At 73.2% G+C, this 19,385-nt stretch carries 15 protein-coding genes; 6 read left to right on the plus strand and 9 right to left on the minus strand.

Annotation, left to right across the window (positions count from 1 at the left end; all coding sequences use genetic code 11):
- The first annotated feature begins 38 nt into the window (after positions 1-38).
- Positions 39-1,412 (plus strand): NAD(P)/FAD-dependent oxidoreductase, encoded by a 1,374-nt coding sequence (locus ACZ7BZ_RS05830; protein WP_470357275.1) that lies wholly within the window; start codon positions 39-41, stop codon positions 1,410-1,412.
- 53 nt (positions 1,413-1,465) lie between these two features.
- Here the strand turns inward: ACZ7BZ_RS05830 and ACZ7BZ_RS05835 are convergent, their stop codons facing one another.
- Positions 1,466-3,265 carry a DUF2398 family protein gene (locus ACZ7BZ_RS05835; protein WP_470357276.1) on the minus strand — a complete coding sequence of 600 codons (1,800 nt, stop codon included), beginning with the start codon at positions 3,263-3,265 and terminating at the stop codon, positions 1,466-1,468.
- Positions 3,266-3,495: 230 nt separating this feature from the next.
- Between ACZ7BZ_RS05835 and ACZ7BZ_RS05840 the strand changes: the two genes are divergently transcribed.
- Positions 3,496-4,221: a lysoplasmalogenase gene (locus ACZ7BZ_RS05840; RefSeq protein ID WP_470357277.1), complete on the plus strand. Its 726-nt coding sequence runs from the start codon at positions 3,496-3,498 to the stop codon at positions 4,219-4,221.
- Between the two features lie 71 nt (positions 4,222-4,292).
- Here ACZ7BZ_RS05840 and ACZ7BZ_RS05845 read toward each other — a convergent pair whose 3' ends face one another.
- The 7 genes from ACZ7BZ_RS05845 to ACZ7BZ_RS05875 form a co-directional block, all read right to left on the minus strand.
- On the minus strand, positions 4,293-4,880 hold the full coding sequence (locus ACZ7BZ_RS05845; RefSeq protein WP_470357278.1) for a hypothetical protein: 588 nt from the start codon (positions 4,878-4,880) through the stop codon (positions 4,293-4,295).
- 168 nt (positions 4,881-5,048) lie between these two features.
- On the minus strand, positions 5,049-5,852 hold the full coding sequence (locus ACZ7BZ_RS05850) for an exodeoxyribonuclease III (RefSeq protein ID WP_470357279.1): 804 nt from the start codon (positions 5,850-5,852) through the stop codon (positions 5,049-5,051).
- A 192-nt stretch (positions 5,853-6,044) separates the two neighbouring features.
- The gene (ggt, locus tag ACZ7BZ_RS05855) at positions 6,045-7,832 is read right to left on the minus strand and encodes a gamma-glutamyltransferase (protein WP_470357280.1); all 1,788 of its coding nucleotides are present in this window, start codon (positions 7,830-7,832) and stop codon (positions 6,045-6,047) included.
- A 257-nt stretch (positions 7,833-8,089) separates the two neighbouring features.
- Positions 8,090-9,196, minus strand: a complete 1,107-nt coding sequence (locus ACZ7BZ_RS05860) for an ROK family glucokinase (protein ID WP_380456399.1) — start codon at positions 9,194-9,196, stop codon at positions 8,090-8,092.
- Positions 9,193-10,005 (minus strand): ATP-binding cassette domain-containing protein, encoded by an 813-nt coding sequence (locus ACZ7BZ_RS05865; RefSeq protein ID WP_470357281.1) that lies wholly within the window; start codon positions 10,003-10,005, stop codon positions 9,193-9,195. Before ACZ7BZ_RS05865 ends, ACZ7BZ_RS05860 begins: the two co-directional genes overlap by 4 nt.
- Complete coding sequence (locus tag ACZ7BZ_RS05870) at positions 10,002-11,042, minus strand: ABC transporter permease (RefSeq protein ID WP_380456395.1); 1,041 nt, start codon at positions 11,040-11,042, stop codon at positions 10,002-10,004. The genes ACZ7BZ_RS05865 and ACZ7BZ_RS05870 overlap by 4 nt, the downstream gene beginning before the upstream one ends.
- Positions 11,039-12,058 (minus strand): sugar ABC transporter substrate-binding protein, encoded by a 1,020-nt coding sequence (locus ACZ7BZ_RS05875; RefSeq protein ID WP_380456393.1) that lies wholly within the window; start codon positions 12,056-12,058, stop codon positions 11,039-11,041. Before ACZ7BZ_RS05875 ends, ACZ7BZ_RS05870 begins: the two co-directional genes overlap by 4 nt.
- 359 nt (positions 12,059-12,417) lie before the next feature.
- On the opposite strand from ACZ7BZ_RS05875, the gene ACZ7BZ_RS05880 reads away from it, so the two are divergent.
- Positions 12,418-13,500, plus strand: a complete 1,083-nt coding sequence (locus tag ACZ7BZ_RS05880; RefSeq protein ID WP_470357282.1) for an alpha/beta hydrolase — start codon at positions 12,418-12,420, stop codon at positions 13,498-13,500.
- 150 nt (positions 13,501-13,650) lie between these two features.
- Here ACZ7BZ_RS05880 and ACZ7BZ_RS05885 read toward each other — a convergent pair whose 3' ends face one another.
- Complete coding sequence (locus tag ACZ7BZ_RS05885; RefSeq protein WP_465747755.1) at positions 13,651-15,258, minus strand: PucR family transcriptional regulator; 1,608 nt, start codon at positions 15,256-15,258, stop codon at positions 13,651-13,653.
- 387 nt (positions 15,259-15,645) lie between these two features.
- Here ACZ7BZ_RS05885 and ACZ7BZ_RS05890 point away from each other — a divergent pair, with 387 nt between their 5' ends.
- Genes ACZ7BZ_RS05890 through pucD form a run of 3 tightly spaced genes read left to right on the plus strand, consistent with a single transcriptional unit; the run spans position 15,646 to position 19,381 of the window.
- Entirely contained in the window at positions 15,646-16,533 is an 888-nt protein-coding gene (locus tag ACZ7BZ_RS05890) for an FAD binding domain-containing protein (protein WP_380450779.1), read from the plus strand.
- Complete coding sequence (locus tag ACZ7BZ_RS05895) at positions 16,530-17,018, plus strand: (2Fe-2S)-binding protein (protein ID WP_380450782.1); 489 nt, start codon at positions 16,530-16,532, stop codon at positions 17,016-17,018. Before ACZ7BZ_RS05890 ends, ACZ7BZ_RS05895 begins: the two co-directional genes overlap by 4 nt.
- Positions 17,015-19,381, plus strand: coding sequence for a xanthine dehydrogenase subunit D (pucD, locus tag ACZ7BZ_RS05900; protein WP_470357283.1), 2,367 nt, complete (start codon positions 17,015-17,017; stop codon positions 19,379-19,381). Before ACZ7BZ_RS05895 ends, pucD begins: the two co-directional genes overlap by 4 nt.
- Positions 19,382-19,385 lie beyond the last annotated feature (4 nt).

Raw genomic sequence — 19,385 nt, forward strand, 5'->3', positions numbered from 1 at the left:
CCTAAGATCGTTTCGCAACACGACGCGAAGGGGACGCAGTGGCGCGGGTTGCGATCATCGGTGGCGGTATCGGCGGGCTGGGAACGGCGCTCCTGCTCGGTCGGCGGGGCCACCAGGTCACGTTGTTCGAACAGGAGACGCGGCAGGCCGGGGACGACCTCGACCAGGACTTCTTCCGCTGGAACCGGCCGAGGGTCCCCCAAGCCGACCAGCCCCACTCCTTCCTCGCCCCCGTCCGCACGGTGCTGCGGGCCGAGGCGCCCGACGTCTACGCCGACCTGCTGGCCCGCGGCGCGCACGAGTACCACGACTTCGACTGGTTCGACGAGCACCCGCCGCACCGGCCCGGCGACGAGGAGCTGGTGACCCTGCGCACCCGGCGGATCGTGCTGGAGGCCGCACTGACCGAAGGCGTACGGCGGGAACCCGGCGTCGAGGTCCGGCTCGGTCGACGGGTGACCGGCCTCGCCGTCCGGGACGGCGTCCCGCCCCGGGTCACCGGCGTACGGGTGGGCGGCGAGACCCACCCGGCCGACCTCGTCATCGACGCGGCCGGGCGCCGCTCGCCGGTGCCCGGCTGGCTGGCCCGGGCCGGCTGCCGACCGCCCGTGGTCGACAGCCACCGCACCGGGATCACCTACCTGTGCCGCTGGTACCGGCTGCGCGCCGACGGGCCGCGCGACCCCGGACGGGTGCGGACCGGCTCGGCCTCGGCCTTCGCGCTCGCCGGCGTCTTCCCCTCCGACAACGACACCTTCGCGCTGAGCATGATCATCTCCACCGGCGACCCGACCCGCGGCTCGCTCGTCGACCCCGCCGTGTTCGAGGCCGTCGCCCGCCGGTTCCCCGCCTGCGCGGCCTGGCTCGACCTCGACCCCGAACCCCGGTCGGCCGTCCTGCCGATGGCCGGCCTGGACAACCGCTGGACCTCCCTCGCCGACGACGCCGGGCCCGTCGTCACCGGCCTGGTCAACACCGGCGACAGCCTCATCCACACCAACCCCACCCTCGGCCACGGCGTGGCCCTCGGCCTGCGCACCGCCCAGTACCTCGCCGCCCACGCCGACCAGGTCGCCGCGGACCCCACCGGCTACCACACCTGGACCGCCCGGAACCTCCGGCCGCTGTTCGACGAGCAGGTGGCCGCCGACCGCGCCAACGAGCAGCGCCTCAAGGGCAGTTCACCGCTCCCCGAGCTCCGCGCGGCCGCCCTCGCCGCCAGCGCCTTCGACGACCCCGTGGTCATGCGCGCCCGCGCCCAGACCCGCCACCTCGTCCGGCCGGCCAAGGAGGCCTACGGCACCGAGGAGATCGACCAGGCCGTCACCGCCTGGCTGGCCGCCAACCCGGACTTCAGCCCGCAGCACGACGGCCCGACCCGCGCCCAGTGGGACGCGCTCATCCCGGCCTGAACCTCATCCCGGCCCGCCTCCCGGCCACCGGGGCAAGGTCCGCCGGACAGGCCCTACGCCCGGAGGCCCTCGCGGGCCGGGGCGGGGGCCGGCGGCGGGACGGCGGGGCGGGAGTGCCGGCCGGTGCCCGGGGTGGGGAGGAGGTCGGGGGCCGGGGCGTAGCGGGCCGCCGGGGGGCGCAGCAGCCAGGTGGTGCGGGGGGTGGGGGTGATCAGGCCGAGGCCGTGCAGCAGGGCGAGGGCGTCGCGGCGCAGCGCGGTGCGGTCGGCGAGGTAGCGCGCGGGAAGGCCGTGGTCGTCGGCGATGTCGCCGAGCAGGCCGTCTATCAGGGCGTCGGAGATCGGGACGTCACCCTCGGCGCTCTCGCCGGGCAGCGGGCGGACCTCCTCGACCAGGCGCTCGACCAGCAGTTGGGCGGCCTGGGCCAGGGTGCCGGTGCCGGGGAGGGCGAGGTCGGTGAGTTCGGCGGCCGGGTCGAGCAGAGCGACGCCCTCGGCGCGCACTTCGGCCTCCAGCCCGAGGAACTCGGCGAGCGCGGCCGGGCCGCTGAGCCGGTGCTCCTCCAGCCATGCCCGGTGGTCCTCGGGGAGGTCGGCGGCGAGGACGGCGGGCGTCTCGGCGAGCAGCCGGCGAACGGCGGTGCCGGGTTCGGCCTCGGCGGCGCGGTGGATCAGGTCGGCGGCGTCGTCGGCGAGCGCGGGGGGGCCGGCCGGGACGGCGCGGGCGAGTTCGCGGTCGACGGTCAGCACGAAGGCGGTGTCGGCCGGGTCGGCCGGCAGGTCGCCCAGCACCTGCCAGTCGGCCAGCGCGGCGAGCGCCATCCCGAGGGCGGCCGGGTCGGCCGCGAGGTCGGGTGCGGCCTCGCGCATCGCGTCGAGCAGCCGCCCGTACCGGAGTTGCTCGGGGGCGTCGACGAGCAGGGCCAGCGCGAGCGCGAGCCTGGCGTAGCCAGCCGGGGTGAACGGGGCGCCGGTGGTGGGGTGTTCGAGGCGGCGGGCGGCGCCGCGGCCGAGGCCGGCCTTGCAGAGCCGGGCGTGCCACGGACCGACGACCAGGCGGTAGCCGAGCAGGGTGTCGAAGCGCTCGATGAGCCAGTCGCGGTGACGGCGGATCAGCGGGAAGCCGTCGGCGTGCGGGCCGGAGGCGGTGACCAGCGGGTGGGCGAGCAACAGCCGGGCGGCGATCCGGCGTTCGGCGTCCAGGAGTTCCGCACCGGAACGATCCTGCACCTCGCGGGCCACCTCCGGGAGCGCCCGGCCGTGCTCCGGCCGGCGGTGCTTGCCGGGCCCGCCGGGCTTGGCGCCCGACCGGACGACGGGCAGTGCGGCGGCGTCCCGCCGGGCCCGGCGCAGACCGCCCTCGGTACGGGCCTCGCGGGTTCGCGGCGCGGCGGCGGCGTGGGCGGTCGGGCCGTGCCACCAGCTGACGGCGGGGTCGGCGGGCTCGGCGGCGGTGCCGAGGTGCCGGGCGGGGTAGAGGCCGAAGGAGGCGGTGCACAGGTCGTCGGCGGCGCCGGGGGTGGCGGCGGCGAACCAGTGGGCGAGCCGCAGCAGCCCAGGGTCGGGGGAGAGCCTCTGGGCGGGCGCCTGCGGGCCGTCAGTACCGCACCCGGCCACGGCTCCGACATCGGCTCCGACATCGGCTCCGGCATCGGCTCCGGCATCGGCTGCGACAGCCGCTTCGGCGGCGGCTGCGGCATCGGTCCCGACGTGGGCTTCGGCATCGGCGGCCGGTTCGGCTCCACGTACGGCGAGGGCGGCGTCGGCGGTTCCCCGTCCTGCCCCGCCCGTACATCCGTCCGGCCTGCCGGTGGCCACCCGGGTGGCGCCGACCGCGTAGTCCTGCTGCTCCATGTCGGGATCCAGACTAGACGGTGACCGGTCACCCGGTGGCAGCTACCGCCCTCCTGAGGAACTCTCCGCAGGAGCCGCCGAAGCGGTCGCCCGCGCTCCGCTCCCCCGGCCGCGCCGTCACTCCCCGCCGCCCGACCGGGTTACGCGCCGGTAACCCGGTCTTCCGCCGCCCGGTCGGCTCCCATAGGGTCGGTCTCCCCACCCCGAACGACTGCGGAGGCACACGCCGCATGAGTATCCGTACGACCACCCGCGCCACCGGCCTCACCGGGCGCCTGCGTTCGGCCACCGGCCTGCTCGGCGGCTTCGCGGCCACCTCGGCGGCGCACCTGGGCTCGATCCTGTCCGGCGCGTCCGTCCTGCAGAACGCCACCAAGCCGGCCCTGATGCCGCTGCTGGCCGCGCACAGCGTGGCGGCGGCGGCCCGCGCCGAGCGCGAGGCGCCGAAGCTGCTGGCCCCGGCGCTGCTGGCGAGCGCGGGCGGGGACGTGCTGCTCCAGCTGAAGAACGACACCGCGTTCCTGGCCGGCATGGGCTCGTTCGCGGCCGCGCACGTCTGCTACGTCACGATGTTCGTCCAGCGCGGGGCGCTCACCGACCGCCGTCGTGCCCTGGTGGTCGCGGCCGCGTACGCGACGGCCTGGGCGGGCCTGGTCAGTCAGCTCTGGCCGGACCTCGGGGACCTCCAGGTACCGGTGGCCGGCTACAGCCTGCTGCTGACCTCGACGGCCGTCACCGCGGCCGGGCTGAACTGGCGGACCGGGCTGGGCGGGGCGCTGTTCCTGCTCTCCGACACGCTGATCGCCACCCAGATCGCGAAGTGGCGCGAGCTGCCGGGGCATCAGTTCTGGATCATGGCGACGTACGTACTGGCCCAGTACCTGCTGGCCAGCGGCACCCTCCGGCACGAGGAGCGGCCGGAGCACCGGGAGTGGCTGGAGCCGGCGGCCGTCTGACGCACCACCGCACCGCCGGTCCGGTCGGGGTCCGGCGGTGCGGGGCGCGGCTGGGGAGGGTGCGGGGCCCGTCAGGCACCTCGCCGCCGGAGCAGCCAGAAACCGCCGACGCCGCCGGCCACCAGGGCCAGCCCTCCGGCCAGTTCCGCCGGGTCCGCCGCGACCGAGCCGCCGAGGCCGGTCTTCACCGCGCCGTGCGGGGCGACCTGCTGGCTGCCGGCACCGGACTGGCCGAGTGAGCCGGCCCACTCCCCCGCCGCCTTGCCCCAGTCGCCGAGGCCCTTGTCGGAGCCGGCGGCGGCCACGGTGGTCACCTTGACGGTGGTCGAGAAGGCGCCGCCGTCCGGGCAGGTGCCGTCGACCTTGCTGTCCCCTCCGTGCTGGGAGGCCAGCCGGGCGGAGCCGCTGTGCTTGCCGTCGGATCCCAGGGTGAGGGTCGCGGGGCCGCCCTCGAAGGCGGCGGAGTGGGCGGTGATGGTCTTGGCGTCGGGCTTGTCCGACTTCTCGCAGGAGACCGTGACCGTCACGGTCTGGCCCGGTGCGGCCTGGGACGGGCTGACCGAGGCCGCGCCGTCCCTGGCGGATGCGAGGGGGGCCGTCAGACCGGTCAGTACCGTCGCGCCGATCAGGGCGGCGGCGGCCGTACGCATGGGGCGCATGCCGGAACCTCCGGGATTCTCGGGCGCAGCCGGGGACTCCCATGTCCACGTGGTGTGTCAACTGCACCCGGTCATTCACCGACGGTAGGCAGGAGCCCGCGGCCCGGCCACCGCTCAGGACCGTTCGAGCGACGGCCCGTCACCCAGCGTGAAGGCTCGCCTGAGGGCTCAGAGGTCCAGGTCGACCACGACCGGGGCGTGGTCCGAGGTGCCCTTGCCCTTGCGGGCCTCGCGGTCCACATAACTGTCGGTGACGGCGTCGGCGAAGGGCTTGTTGGCGTAGGTGAGGTCGATCCGCATGCCCCGGTTCTTCGGGAAGGCCAGCTGGCGGTAGTCCCAGTAGGTGTAGGGACGGTCGTACTTCAGCGGGCGCGGCACCACGTCGTGCAGGCCGATCTCGTCGAGGGCCGCCAGGGCGGCGCGCTCGACGGGGGTGACGTGGGTGAGGCCCTCGAAGGCGGCGACGTCGAAGACGTCCTCGTCGGTGGGGGCGATGTTGAAGTCCCCCAGGACGGCGAAGGGGCGCGGCCCGGCCGCGTCCTCGGCGGCGGCCTTGCGCAGCGCCTCCAGCCACTCCAGCTTGTAGCGGTAGTGGGCGTGGTCGACCTCGCGGCCGTTGGGCACGTAGACCGACCAGACCCGGACCGGGCCGCAGGTGGCGGCGATGGCGCGCGGCTCGAGTTCGGGCAGCAGGGCGCCGTCGGCGAGGTAGCCGGGCTGGCCGGGCAGTCCGCGCACGACGTCCTCCAGGCCGAGCCGGGAGACGACCGCGACGCCGTTCCAGCGGCCGGTGCCGTGCGCGGCCGTCTCGTAGCCGAGCTCGCGGACCTGCTCGTACGGGAAGGCGTCGGCCGCGCACTTGAGCTCCTGGAGGCAGAGCACGTCGGGCTTGGCGCTCTCCAGCCACTCCAGGAGCTTGGGCAGCCGGGCGGTGACGGAGTTGATGTTCCAGGTGGCGATGCGGACGGTCACGGCGGGCGGCCTTCCCGGTGGTTCGGTCGGTGCGGACGGGGGTGGGCCCCCTGGGGAGGCCCACCCCGAACATACCGTCCGGCACCGACAACCCGGCCCGACCGGCACTGCGGCCGGTGCCACGGCCAGTGCCCCGACCGGCACTGCGGCCGGTGCCACGGGCGGCGCCACGACGGGTACTGCGGCCGAGCCTCAGCCGGTGGGCCGGACCACCGCGGCCGAGCCGCCGCCGCGCCGCACCGGTTCGGCGGCGGCCACCCAGCGGCCGTCCGGCAGCCGTTCCACGCCGGTGGCGGCGCCGATCTCGCCGCCGTCGGCGAAGGTGTGCCCGAGCGCCTCCAGGGCGGCCCGCTCCGGCAGCGCCAGGAAGCCGGGCTCGGCCTGGGTGACGGCGTTGTTGCGCTGGCTGGCCCGCGGCGCGGCGATGGCCTGCTCCAGGCTCAGCCCCCGGTCCAGCCGCCCGAGCAGCACCTGGAGGGTGGTGGTGATGATGGTCGCGCCGCCCGGGCTGCCGGTGGCCAGCAGCGGCTCGCCGTCGCGCAGCACGACGGTCGGGGACATCGAGGAGCGCGGCCGCTTGCCCGGGCCGGGCAGGTTGGGGTCCGGGACGCCGGCCGCGAGCGGGGTGAAGTCGAAGTCGGTCAGCTCGTTGTTGAGCAGGAAGCCCCGGCCGGGGACGGTGATGCCGCTGCCGCCGGTCTGCTCGATGGTGAGGGTGTAGGAGACGATGTTGCCCCAGCGGTCCGCCACCGTCAGGTGGGTGGTGTTGGGGCCCTCGTACGGCTCGGGGACGGCCTGGCCGGTGTCGGCGCAGTCGGCCGGGTGGCGCGGGTCGCCGGGGGCGAGCGGGCTGGTGAGCGCGTGGTCGGGGCTGATCAGGCAGGCCCGGGAGGCGGCGTAGCGCTCGGAGAGCAGCTGCTTGGTCGGGACGTCCTCGAAGGCCGGGTCGCCGACCCAGCGGTTGCGGTCGGCGAAGGCGATCCGCGAGGCCTCCAGGAAGTGGTGGTAGTACTGGGTGCCGCTGTCCCCGGAGAGGTCTCCGTCCTCCAGGATGTGCAGCGCCTCGCCGACGGTGGTGCCGCCGGAGCTGGAGGGGGCCATCGAGTAGACGTCGTAGTCGCGGTAGGCGACGTGGGTGGGCGCCTGGTCGCGGACCCGGTAGGCGGCCAGGTCGGCGGTGTCGACCTTCCCGGGGCGGGCGTTGCGGCCGGAGGCCGGGTCGACCGGCGGGTGCTGCAGGGTGTTGACGATGTCCTTGGCCAACTCGCCCTGGTAGAAGGCCTTCACGCCGTCCTTGGCGAGCAGCTCGTAGGTCGCGGCGAGGTCGGGGTTGCGCAGGACGGAACCGACCTCGGGGAGCTTGCCGCCCGGCAGGTAGATCTTGGCGGTGGCCGGGAAGTCCTTGAACCGGTTGTAGTTGTCGGAGGTCTGGCCGCGGAAGGTGCCGTCGACGACGAAGCCGTTCTCGGCGATCCGCTCGGCGGGTTCGAGGTTCTGCCCGAGGGAGCGGGTGCCCCACTGCCGCAGTGCGGAGTCCCAGGTGGCAGGGGTGCCGGGGACGCCGACGGACAGTCCGCTGGTGACGGCGTCGGCGAAGGCGAGCGGCTTGCCGTCCTCCAGGAACAGTCCGGTGTCGGCGGTGTGACCGGCCGTCTCGCGGCCGTCGATGGTGTGCACCCGGCCGGTGGCGTGGTCGTAGTAGACGAAGTACCCGCCGCCGCCGATCCCGGAGGAGTAGGGCTCGGTCACCCCGAGCGCCGCGGCGGCGGCCACGGCCGCGTCCACGGCGTTGCCGCCCTTGCGCAGCACCTCGATCCCGGCGGCGGTGGCGTCGGCGTCCACGGACGCCACCGCTCCGCCCCACCCCACCGCCTCCGGCGCCTTCGGCGGCGGCGTCGCTGCCCCGGCTGGTCCGGTGGTGGCCCAGACCAGTGCGGTGGCGAGCAGCAGTGATGGCGCTAAGCGAGTCAGAGCTCTCATCCGAGTCCTCCTGAGTCGACGTCATGTCAGTTGTTCCACAGGAGGTATGAATCCGACAACCACACCGCGCGGCTACCAATGGGTAGTTGACGCGACGGGGGAAGGCGCGGCGGGCGGGCGGCGGGCGGCCGGGCGGCGGCGAACACAAGCCAGCGAACGGAGAGCAGCGAACAGAAAACAGCTGACAGGTTTCAGAAAACAGATAACGAAATCTGTTTGCTGAAACCTGTCAGCCGGAAGCCGTCCCCCGCCCCCCGCTACAGCGCGCTGCGCTCCACCCGCCGCCGCTTGATGGTGCGGAACCGCCGCGCCACCTGCCGCGCGAGGTCCGCCGCCCCGACCAGCCCGGCCTCGTTGCCGAGGGCGGCGTGGACGATGGTGGCCTCGGGCCGGAAGCCGCGCCCGGTCAGGGTGCGGCGGAAGGTGTCCCGGGCCGGGCCGATCAGCAGGTCGCCGGCCTCCGAGACGCCGCCGCCGATGACGAAGCGCCCCGGGTCCAGGGCGGCCGCCAGGTTGGCCATGCCGACGCCCAGCCAGGTGCCGACCTCGTAGAGCAGCTCGGTCGCGGTCGGGTCGCCGTCCTGGGCCGCCTCGGTGACCAGCGGCCCGGTGATGCCCTCGACCGTGCCACCGGCCCGGGCCAGCAGCGGCTGCACCACCGGGGACTCCTCGGCGACCAACTCCCGGGCGTCGCGCACCAGCGCGTTGCCGGAGGAGTACTGCTCCCAGCAGCCCCGGTTGCCGCACGGGCAGCGGTGGCCGCCGGGCACCACCTGCATGTGCCCGAACTCGCCCGCCAGGCCGTACTTGCCGCGGTCGACGTAGCCGTCCCGGACGACCGCGCCGCCGATGCCGGTGCCCAGGGTGAGCATCACCATGTGGTCCTCGCCGCGCCCGGCGCCGAAGCGCCACTCGGCCCAGGCGGCCGCGTTGGCGTCGTTCTCGACGATCACCGGGAAGCGCAGCCGCTCGCTGAGCGCCTGCTGGAGCGGCTCGTTGCGCCAGTTGAGGTGGGGGGCGAAGAGCACCCTGGAGCGCTCGGCGTCGACCCAGCCGGCCGCGCCGATGCCGACCGCGTGGACGTCGTGCCGGTCGGCGAGCTGGAGCACCAGCTCGACGATCACGTCCTCGACGACCTTGGCGCTCTTGCTCTTGTGCGGGGTGTCGGTGCGCAGCTTCTCCAGCACCTTGCCCTCGCCGTCGACGACCCCGGCGACCACCTTGGTGCCGCCGATGTCGACGCCGATGGTGGGCAGCCGCAGTATCCCCGCGGGCAGGGCGCGGCGGCGGCGCTCGGCGCGCGGGCCGAGGCCGAGCAGGGTGGGCAGGACGGCCGGCCGAGTGCTGCCTTGGGGGCTGTTCACGGCTGCGGACGCTCCTCACGGGAGATGGTGGTGTTCGGACGGGCCAGCTCGTGCGAGAGCTCGGCGAGGTCGGAGCCGCCGGCCATCTCGGTGGTGAGCTGTTCGAGGCTGATCGCGTCGCGCGGGTGGCTGCCGGCCATCCGCCCCCGCTTCAGCAGGGTGAAGTGGTCGCCGACCAGGTAGGCGTGGTGCGGGTTGTGGGTGATCAGGACGACCCCGAGCCCGGCGTCACGGGCCGCGGTGACGTACTTGAGCACCACCCCGGACTGCTTGACGCCGAGCGCCGCCGTCGGCTCGTCCAGGATGAGCACCTTGGCGCCGAAGTGCACGGCCCGGGCGATGGCCACGCACTGGCGCTGCCCGCCGGAGAGGGTGCCGATCGGCCGGTCGACGTCGTGCAGGTCGATGCCCATCCTGGCGAGCGCCTCGCGGGTGGTGGCGCGCATGCCGTCGGCGTCCAGCCGCAGGCCGCCCCAGCGGCGCATGCCCTGCTCGGAGCCGAGGAAGAAGTTGCGCCACACCGGCATCAGCGGGACGACGGCGAGGTCCTGGTAGACGGTGGCGATTCCGCGGTCCAGGGCCTGGCGCGGGGAGTCGAGCCGGACCTCCTCGCCGCCGATGGTGTAGGCACCCTCGTCGTGCTGGTGCAGCCCGGCGATGATCTTGATCAGGGTGGACTTGCCGGCCCCGTTGTCGCCGAGCACGCAGCTGATCTCGCCGGCGTGCAGGGTGAGTGAGACGTCCTCCAGGGCGCGGACGGTGCCGTAGGTCTTGCCGACGCCCTCCAGCGCGAGCAGTTCGGTACTCATCGTGGACCCCGTTCGGCCTGGCGCTTGACGTAGGCGTTGAGCAGCGCGGCCAGCAGCAGCATCGCGCCGAGGAAGAACTTGAACCAGTCCGGGTTCCACTGGGCGTAGATGATGCCCTTGCTGGCCATGCCGAAGATCAGCGCGCCGAGCGCGGAGCCGGCCACCGAGCCGTAGCCGCCGGTGATCAGGCAGCCGCCGATCACCGCCGCGACGATGTAGATCAGCTCGTTGCCGACGCCCTCGCCGGACTGGACGGTGTCGAAGGAGAACAGCAGGTGCTGCCCGAGCACCCAGGCACCGAAGGCGACTCCCAGGTAGAGCAGCGTCTTGGTGCGGGCGACCGGCACCCCGACGGCGCGGGCGGCGGCCGCGTCGCCGCCGACGGCGAAGATCCAGTTGCCGAAGCGGGTGCGCAGCAGCACCCAGCTGCCGACCACCAGCAGGCCGAGCCACCACCAGACGGTGGCCTTGATCGTCAGTCCGCCGACGTTCAGCTCGGAGGCGAACAGCCACCGGCAGGTCTCGAAGCCCTGCATGTCCGAGATCGACTTGGTGGAGACCGTCCCGGAGATCGCCTTGGTGACGCCCAGGTTGGCGCCGGTCAGCATCAGGAAGGTGCCCAGGGTGACGATGAAGCTGGGCAGCTTGGTGCGGCCGAGCATCCAGCCGTTGAACCCGCCGATCGCCAGCGTGGTGGCCAGCGAGACCAGGACGCCGACCCAGGTGACCGCGGTGAACTGGTACGAGACCATCGAGGAGGTCAGCGCGGCGGTGGTGACCAGCACGCCGGCCGAGAGGTCGAACTCACCGCCGATCATCAGCAGCGAGACCGGCACGGCCATGATCCCGATGGTGGACGCCGCGTACAGCACGGTGCCCAGCGAGGAGAGCCGCAGGAAGGGCTCGGCGACGGCCGCGAAGACCGCGAACACCGCGACGGCGGCGATCAGCGAGCCCAGCTCGGGCCGGGCGAGCAGCCGCCGCAGGGCGGCCGGGCGGTCCTGGACGAGCAGGTCGGGGGTGGCGGGACCGGTCACCTGGTCCCCCTCGCCACGTACTCGGCGAGCGCGTCGGCGTTGTCCTTGGTCAGGATCTGCGGGCCGGTCGCGACGGGCTTGCCGCCGCCGAGCATGTCCAGGTTGGACTTGTACAACCACAGCAGGTCGACGCCCTCGTAGCCCTGGAGGTAGGGCTGCTGGTCGACCGCGAAGCCGACGCTGCCGGACTTGAGGCCGGCCACCACCTGTGGTCCCAGGTCGAAGGTGTCCAGCTCCACGCCGCGGTGGGCGTCCTGGACGGCCTGCAGTCCGGTGGCGGCCATCGGGCCGGAGAGGGTGAGCACGGTGTCGATGGAGGGGTCGGCCTGGAGCTTGGCGGAGATCGCCGCCCGGGCGTCGGGCATGTCGACGCCGTTGACGTAGAGCGTCTGGAAGCCGCCGCCGGCCTTGGACTGGGCGCCCGAGCAGCGCTCCTCCTGGCCGACGTTGCCCTGCTCGTGGATCACGCACAGCACGTTCTTGCGGCCGCGCGAGGCCAGTTCCGTACCGGCCGCCTGACCGGCCGAGGACTCGTCCTGACCGATGTGGGTCAGCGCGCCGAACTTGGCGGAGAACTCCTGACCGGAGTTGATCGTGATCACGGGGATGCCGGCCGCCTTGGCCTTGCCGAGGACGCCGGCCATCGCGTCGCCCTTGGCGAGGGTGACCAGCAGGCCGTCGACCTTCTGGTCGATGGCGGCCTGGACGAGCTGGACCTGGTTCTGGGTCTGCGCGTCGTTGGAGTACAGGAAGGTGATGTTGTCCTTGGCGGCGGCCTGCTCGGCGCCCTTGCGCACGCTGTCCCAGAAGGCGTCGCCGGCTCCGGCATGGGTCACCATGGCGACCTTCCAGCGCGGGGTGGTGACGGCGCTGCCGCCGGCGGCCGCGGCCTTGGCGCGGGCCTCCTCGGCGCGTCTGCCTCCGGTACTGCTGCAACCGGCCGCGGTGACCGCGAGGGCCAGGACGGCGCACACGGGCCAGAAGCGGCGGGACGGGCGAAAGCGGGTTGTGCTCATCCCCATAGTCTCTCTGGCCCGGCCGCGCGGGATCGCACCGCCTCGCCCGGCAGTGCGAACGGCCAGGGAGGTAAGGTGCCCCGGGGGACCTTCCTGGAAGTTCGCTGAGCATCTGGTTCGGAGCACCGCCATCCGGGTGACAGACTAGGCGCCGACCCGAAGCAGAACACCTCGGAAACGTGATGTTCCTCTCAGGTTTCGCACAGATTCGGACGGCAACCGATCATCGGTTCGCTGCCGTCTGATGCCATTGACGTGCGTTCGGGCAAGTGGGGCCCGGGCGGCGAGCGACCCGGATACGAGAACGCATGGAACTGACAGGTACGCCATTCCTCATCCTCACCGTCATCCTGGTGCCGGTGTCCATCACAGTGGCGCTGCTGTTCTGGGGGAAGGTGCGCGGCCCCCAGCCGGTGCGCACCCTGTCCCGGATCGTCATGATCATGTTCTGCCAGGTCACCGCCGTGCTGATGGTGTTCGTGATGGTCAACAACGCGAACCTGATCTACGGCAACTGGGACGACCTGCTCGGCACCGGTGACCACGTCCGCGCGGTGCCCTCGGTGGCGCCGGTGGACCCGGCCGGCAACACCAAGGACGGCTCCGGCGACACGGCCAAGCAGCCACCGAAGGTGCTGCAGAAGTTCGGCGGCGTGAACGACCCGGCGGTACCCGGGGACGTCCAGAAGACCGAGCTCAAGGGCCAGGTGTCCGGCGTCGACGGCGAGGTGCTGGTCTGGCTGCCGCCGCAGTACAACGACCCGGCGTTCAAGGACAAGAAGTTCCCCGTGGTCGAGCTGATCCCCGGCTACCCGGGCTCCTCCTCCACCTGGTACGGCACCCTCAAGGTCTCCGAGCAGCTCAAGCCGCTGATGCAGCAGGGCAAGGTCGCCCCGTTCATCCTGGTCTCGCCGCGCACCCTGCTGCTGGGCAGCCACCAGGACGCGGGCTGCACCGACATCCCCGGCAAGATCAACGCGGACGCCTGGATCACCCGCGACGTCCCGCAGATGGTGCTGGACAACTTCCGCGCCGACCCGTCCTCGGACCGCTGGGCGATCGCCGGCTACTCGGCCGGCGCCCACTGCGCCGCCAAGCTGTCGCTGGCCCACCCCAACCGCTACCGCGCCGCCATCGCCATGTCCGGCTACAACGACCCGGCGACCGAGGGCGACTCGCTGGTCGGCAAGGACCCGAAGCTGCGCACCGAGAACAACCCGGTCAACATCCTCAAGTCCGCCCAGCAGCCGCCGAAGGTCGCCCTGCTGGTCAGCGGCGCCAAGGGGGACGGCTACGAGGACGGCCAGGCGATCGCCGGCGCGGCCAAGGAGCCGACCAAGGTCCAGGTCGAGGAGAGCACCGGCCCGCACACCACCGACATGTGGAAGCGGATGGTGCCGAGCGCCTTCGAGTGGCTGACCGGGATCATCCCGGTGCAGTGACCCTCCCGCCAACCGGCCGAGAGGGCCCGCCGCGAGTGTTCGCGGCGGGCCCTCTCGGCCGTTCCGGCGGGTCCCGGGGCTTCCAGCGACCTCCCAGGAACCGGCCCTTCCTGGGACCGGAGTCCATCCGGCGGAACTGACAGGAAACGGTCAGGCGAGTTCCAGCGCCAGGTAGAAGTCCACCCGGTCCTCCAGCCGGGAGAGGTCCCGCCCGGTCAGCTCCTCGATCCGGCCGATCCGGTACCGCAGGGTGTTGACGTGGACGTGCAGCTGCCCGGCGCAGCGGGTCCAGGAGCCGTCCGAGCGCAGGAACGCCTCCAGGGTGCGGACCAGGTCCGCCTGGTGCTCGATGTCGTACGCGATGACCTTGTCCAGCAGCCGGCTGCGGAAGGCCCGGCGGACCTCGTCCGGGACGGCGGCCAGCAGCAGCACGTGCGAGGCCAGCTCCTCGGGGCCGGCCACGCAGACCCGGCCGACCCTGGCGGCGGCGATCCGGCGGGCGTGCCGGGCCTCCTCCAGGGCGCCGCGCAGGCCCCCGGCCTCCGGGGCGGGGGCGGAGACGCCGAGGGTGATCCGGCCCTCCGAGCCGAGCCCGGCCTCCAGCGGGGCGAGCAGCTCGCGCAGGGTGTCAGCGGGCACCGGGCTGTCCAGCGCGGGCAGCACCACCACGGCGCCGTGGCCCGCGCCGGCCACCAGGGCCCGGTCGCTGAGGCCGCCGAGCGCCTCCTCCAGGACGGACCGCACCGTGCCCTCCGGCAGGCCGGTGCCCTCGGCGCTGAGCACCAGCCAGGAGGCGTCCTTCGTCGGGGACTTGGGCTCGGGGCTCTCGTAGCGGGCGGCCATCGCCGAGGAGGCGTACAGGGTGCGGCTGATCTCGGCCGGGTCGGCGTCGCGGCGCAGGAGGGCGAGCAGTTCGTCGGCCAGCCGGCGGCGCAGCCGGCGGCCCTCGTCCCGGCGGTGGCGCTCGGCGGCGACCAGCCGGGCCAGGTTCTCGGCGAGCTGCTGGCGCTTGGTGGTCCACTCGGTGACGTCGCCGGCCACCGCGAGCACCCAGTCGGCCAGCGGGGACCCGGGCTGCGGGGCGTCCTGCTCGGCGGAGGCCGCGGCGGGCAGCAGCGAGTAGGCGCCGCCGGCCAGCCGGGCCCGGTGCGGGGGGCGGCGGCGCTGGCGCTGGGCGGCGAGGTGGGCGCGGACCAGCTGGTCGCGGTCCTCGGCGGTGAGCCGGTCGGCCGGGCCGGCGATCACCCCGCCGGTCGGGGTGAGCACCCAGCAGTCCAGGTCGAGGTCGCCGCCGAGGAGGTCCAGCACGGCGTCCAGTCCGCCGCCGCCGGCCGCCGAGACCAGCAGCCGGTGCCGGTCCACCAGGGCGGCGAGGTCGGCGGCGCGGTCGGCGGAGACCTGACGGCCGATGAACTCGGTGACGGTGCCGAAGGCGATGTCGTCGGGGACGGCCAGCAGCGGCATCCGGTGCCGGCGGCAGGCCTCGACCAGGTCCTCGGGCACCGGGCCGACCTCGGCCTCGCCGGCCGCCAGGGCGACGGCGCCGCCGGCCGCGATGGTCCGGACGAACCGCTCGGAGTCGGCCGGGCCGCCGCGCCAGAGCATCCCGGTGAGCACCAGCTCGCCACCGTGCAGGTAGCGGCCGGGGTCGTGCAGGTCCGTGGTCATCACGCCGCTGACCTGCCGGTCCAGCTCCTCCTCGGCCGCGAGCAGGCGCAGTCGTGGGGCGCCGGGGGCGAGCAGGTCACGGACACGCATCCGCGGACTCCTAACGGGGGCTGGAACAGGGGGGGTCGAACGGGGCGGGGGCGGGGCGGAGGCCGGATCGAGAGGGGTGGGGGCGGCCGGGCGCGCCGCCCGGGGGTGACAGTGTGCCCGAACATCCGTGCTCGGTGTTACGCACCAAGGGGCGGCCGCGGCACGGGCCCATGGACCGTGCGTCACGGCCGGATTACGGTCGTAGGTGACACCCGGCGGAGACCTGGGCTGCGGGATTCTCCTGCTTAGAGGAACGTACAGGATGCCGGGCCGGCTCACAGCCGGGGCTTCATGCCATCGGTGACTGCCAGTGGCCCCGGTCACAGGGGTTCACTGGGCGACACGCCGCCGGGCACCCGGTCGGCGAAGACTTGAGGAGAAACCCGCATGGAGTTCCTTCGGCCCGCCACCTGGGACGAGGCTCTCGCGGCGAAGGCTGAGTATCCGACCGCGCTGCCCATCGCGGGCGGCACGGACGTCATGGTCGAGCTGAACTTCGACGTGCACCGGCCATCCGCGATTCTCGACCTGAACCGCGTCACCGAGCTCACCGAATGGACGAACGACGGCAGCGTCGTCCGGCTCGGCGCCTCCGTCCCGTACGCCCGGATCATCGCGGAGCTGTCCGGGCCGCTGCCCGGGCTCGCGCTGGCCGCCCACACCGTCGGCTCGCCGCAGATCCGCAACCGCGGTGGCGTCGGCGGCAACCTCGGCGGCGCTTCCCCGGCCGGTGACGCGCACCCCGCGCTGCTGGCGGCCGGACGGGACGTGTTCGTCGAGGCGGCCTCGGTGCGCGGCACCCGGCTGATCCCGATCGACGAGTTCTACGTCGGGGTCAAGCGCAACAGCCTGGAGGCGGACGAGCTGATCCGGGCGGTGCACATCCCGGTCGCGGACGGCCCGCAGCAGTTCTCGAAGATCGGCACCCGCAACGCGATGGTGATCGCGGTGTGCGCGTTCGGCTTCGCCCTGCACCCCAAGAACGGAACCGTCGGCACCGGTATCGGTTCGGCCGCCCCCACGCCGCGCCGCGCCGTCGAGGCCGAGGAGTACCTCCAGGGCGTGCTCGCCGAGCGCGGGCTCTGGGAGTCCGGGGAGCTGCTGGGCACCGAGGTGATCCAGCGCTTCGGCGAGCTGGTGAAGGCGGCCGCCTCCCCGATCGACGACGTCCGGGGCACCGCCGACTACCGGCGCCACTCCCTGGCCGTGATGGCCCGCCGCACCCTCACCTGGTGTTGGAACGACTACAGCAAGCAGATCAGGAGCGCGGCATGAGGGTCACGTTCACCGCGAACGGCAAGCCGGTCGAGGCCGACGACGTGTGGGAGGGCGAGAGCCTGCTCTACGTCCTGCGCGAGCGCGTCGGCCTGCCCGGTTCGAAGAACGCGTGCGAGCAGGGCGAGTGCGGCTCGTGCACCGTCTACCTGGACGGCGTGCCGGTCTGCGCCTGCCTGGTCGCGGCCGGACAGGTGCAGGACCGCGAGGTGCGCACGGTCGAGGGCCTGGCCGACGAGGACGGCGAACTGGGCCTCGTCCAGCAGGCGTTCATCGACGCCGGGGCCGTCCAGTGCGGCTTCTGCACCCCCGGGCTGCTGGTGCAGACCGACGCCCTGCTGGAGAAGGACTCCCAGCCGAGCGACAACGACATCCGCGAGGCCCTGTCGGGCAACCTGTGCCGCTGCACCGGTTACGAGAAGATCATGGACGCGGTGCGGCTCGCCTCCGCCCGCAAGTGCTCCGGGGAGGCTGGTGCCAAGTGAGTACTCGGACGATCCAGGGCCAGAAGAACCTGCAGAACATCGACCAGGTCTCCAAGCACGGCATCGGCGGCTCGCCGCTGCGCCCGGACGGCAACCTGAAGGTCAAGGGCGAGTTCGCCTACTCCTCGGACATGTGGCACGAGGACATGCTCTGGGGCATGGCGCTGCGCTCGCCGCACCCCCGGGCCGACATCCTCAGCGTGGACATCTCCGAGGCGCTCAAGGTGCCCGGCGTCTACGCGGTGCTGACCCACGAGGACATCCCCGGCTCCAAGTACTACGGCCTGGAGATCCAGGACCAGCCTGCCCTGGCGATCGACAAGATCCGCTACCACGGCGAGGCGATCGCCCTGGTCGCCGCCGACCACCCGGAGACGGCCCGCCGCGCGGTGAAGAAGATCAAGGTCGAGTACCGGGTGCTCACCCCGATCGTCACCGAGGAGCAGTGCCTGGACCCGGAGACGTACGGGTACGTGCACGAGCCGCACGAGTACAAGTCGCACGCGTACGGCAACATCTGCCACGAGCAGAAGCTGGTCTCCGGCCTCGGCGTGACCGACGAGGTGCGGGCGATGGCGGACGTCATCGTCAGCGGCGACTACGAGGTCGGCATGCAGGACCAGGCCTTCCTCGGCCCCGAGTCCGGCCTGGCCGTGCCCGCCGAGGACGGCGGCATCGACCTCTACATCGCCACCCAGTGGCTGCACGTGGACCGCGAGCAGATGGCCCCGGTGCTGGACCTGCCCGAGGAGAAGGTCCGGCTCACCCTGGCCGGCGTCGGCGGCGCCTTCGGCGGCCGCGAGGACATCTCGATGCAGATCCACGCCTGCCTGCTGGCGCAGCACACCGGCAAGCCGGTCAAGATCGTCTACTCCCGGGACGAGTCCTTCTACGGCCACGTCCACCGCCACCCGGCGCGGATGCACTACGAGCACGGCGCCACCCGGGACGGCAAGCTGGTCTTCGCCGACTGCCGGATCGTGCTGGACGGCGGCGCCTACGCCTCCGCCTCCCCCGCCGTGGTCGGCAACGCGGCCTCGCTCGGGCACGGCCCGTACGTGATCCCGAACGTGAAGATGCACGCCATCGCGCTCTACAGCAACAACCCGTCCTGCGGGGCGATGCGCGGCTTCGGGGCCGTCCAGGCGGCGTTCGGCTACGAGACCCAGATGGACAAGCTGGCCGTCGAACTCGGCATGGACCCGGTCGAGTTGCGGCAGCTGAACGCGATGTCGGAGGGCGACTTCATGCCCACCGGCCAGCGGATCGACTCCCCCGCCCCGGTGGCCGAACTACTGCAACGGGCCAAGGACATGCCGCTGCCCCCGCCGCTGGACACCGAGCACCTGGACGTGCGAGCACTGCCCGGCGCCCTGTCCAACACCTCGCACGGCGAGGGCATCGTGCGCGGGGTCGGCTACTCGGTCGGCATCAAGAACGTCGGCTTCTCCGAGGGCTTCGACGACTACTCCACCGCCCGGGTGCGGCTGGAGGTGATCGGCGGCGAGCCCGTCGCCATGGTGCACACCGCGATGGCCGAGGTCGGCCAGGGCGGCGTCACCGTGCACGCCCAGATCGCCCGCACCGAGCTGGGCGTCGAGCAGGTCACCATCCATCCGGCCAACACCGAGGTGGGGTCGGCCGGTTCGACCTCCGCCTCGCGCCAGACGTACATGACCGGCGGGGCCGTGAAGCTGGCCGCCGAGGCCGTCCGGCGGGAGCTGATCGCCAAGGGTCGGCAGCGCTACGGCTGGACCCACGACGACATCGTGCTGACCGGCGGCAAGGTCGTCTCGGAGAGCGCCGGAGTGCTCGTCCCGATGGTGGACCTGCTGGGTGACGAGGCGATCGACCTCACCCGCGAGCACCACCACCGGCCCACCCAGGCCTTCGACAAGGAGACCGGCCAGGGCTTCGGCCACGTCCAGTACACCTTCTGCGCCAACCGCGCGGTGGTGGACGTGGACGTCGAGCTGGGCCTGGTCAAGGTGGTCGAGCTCACCGCCGTCCAGGACGTCGGCAAGGCGCTCAACCCGCTCTCCGTGGTCGGCCAGATCCAGGGCGGCTGCACCCAGGCGCTCGGGCTCGCGGTGATGGAGGAGATCATCGTCCGGGACGGCAAGGTGCGCAACGCCTCCTTCACCGACTACCTGATCCCCACCATCCTGGACACCCCGCCCATCCCGGTGGAAGTCCTCGAACTGCCCGACCCGCACGCCCCGTACGGGCTGCGCGGCGTCGGCGAGGCGCCGACCGTGTCGGCGACCCCCTCGATCGTGGCGGCGATCCGCAACGCCACCGGTCTGGCGCTCAACCGGATCCCGGTCCGGCCGGAGCACCTGACCACCGAACAGCCCGGCTGATCCC

This window comes from Kitasatospora sp. NPDC036934 (assembly GCF_055608425.1).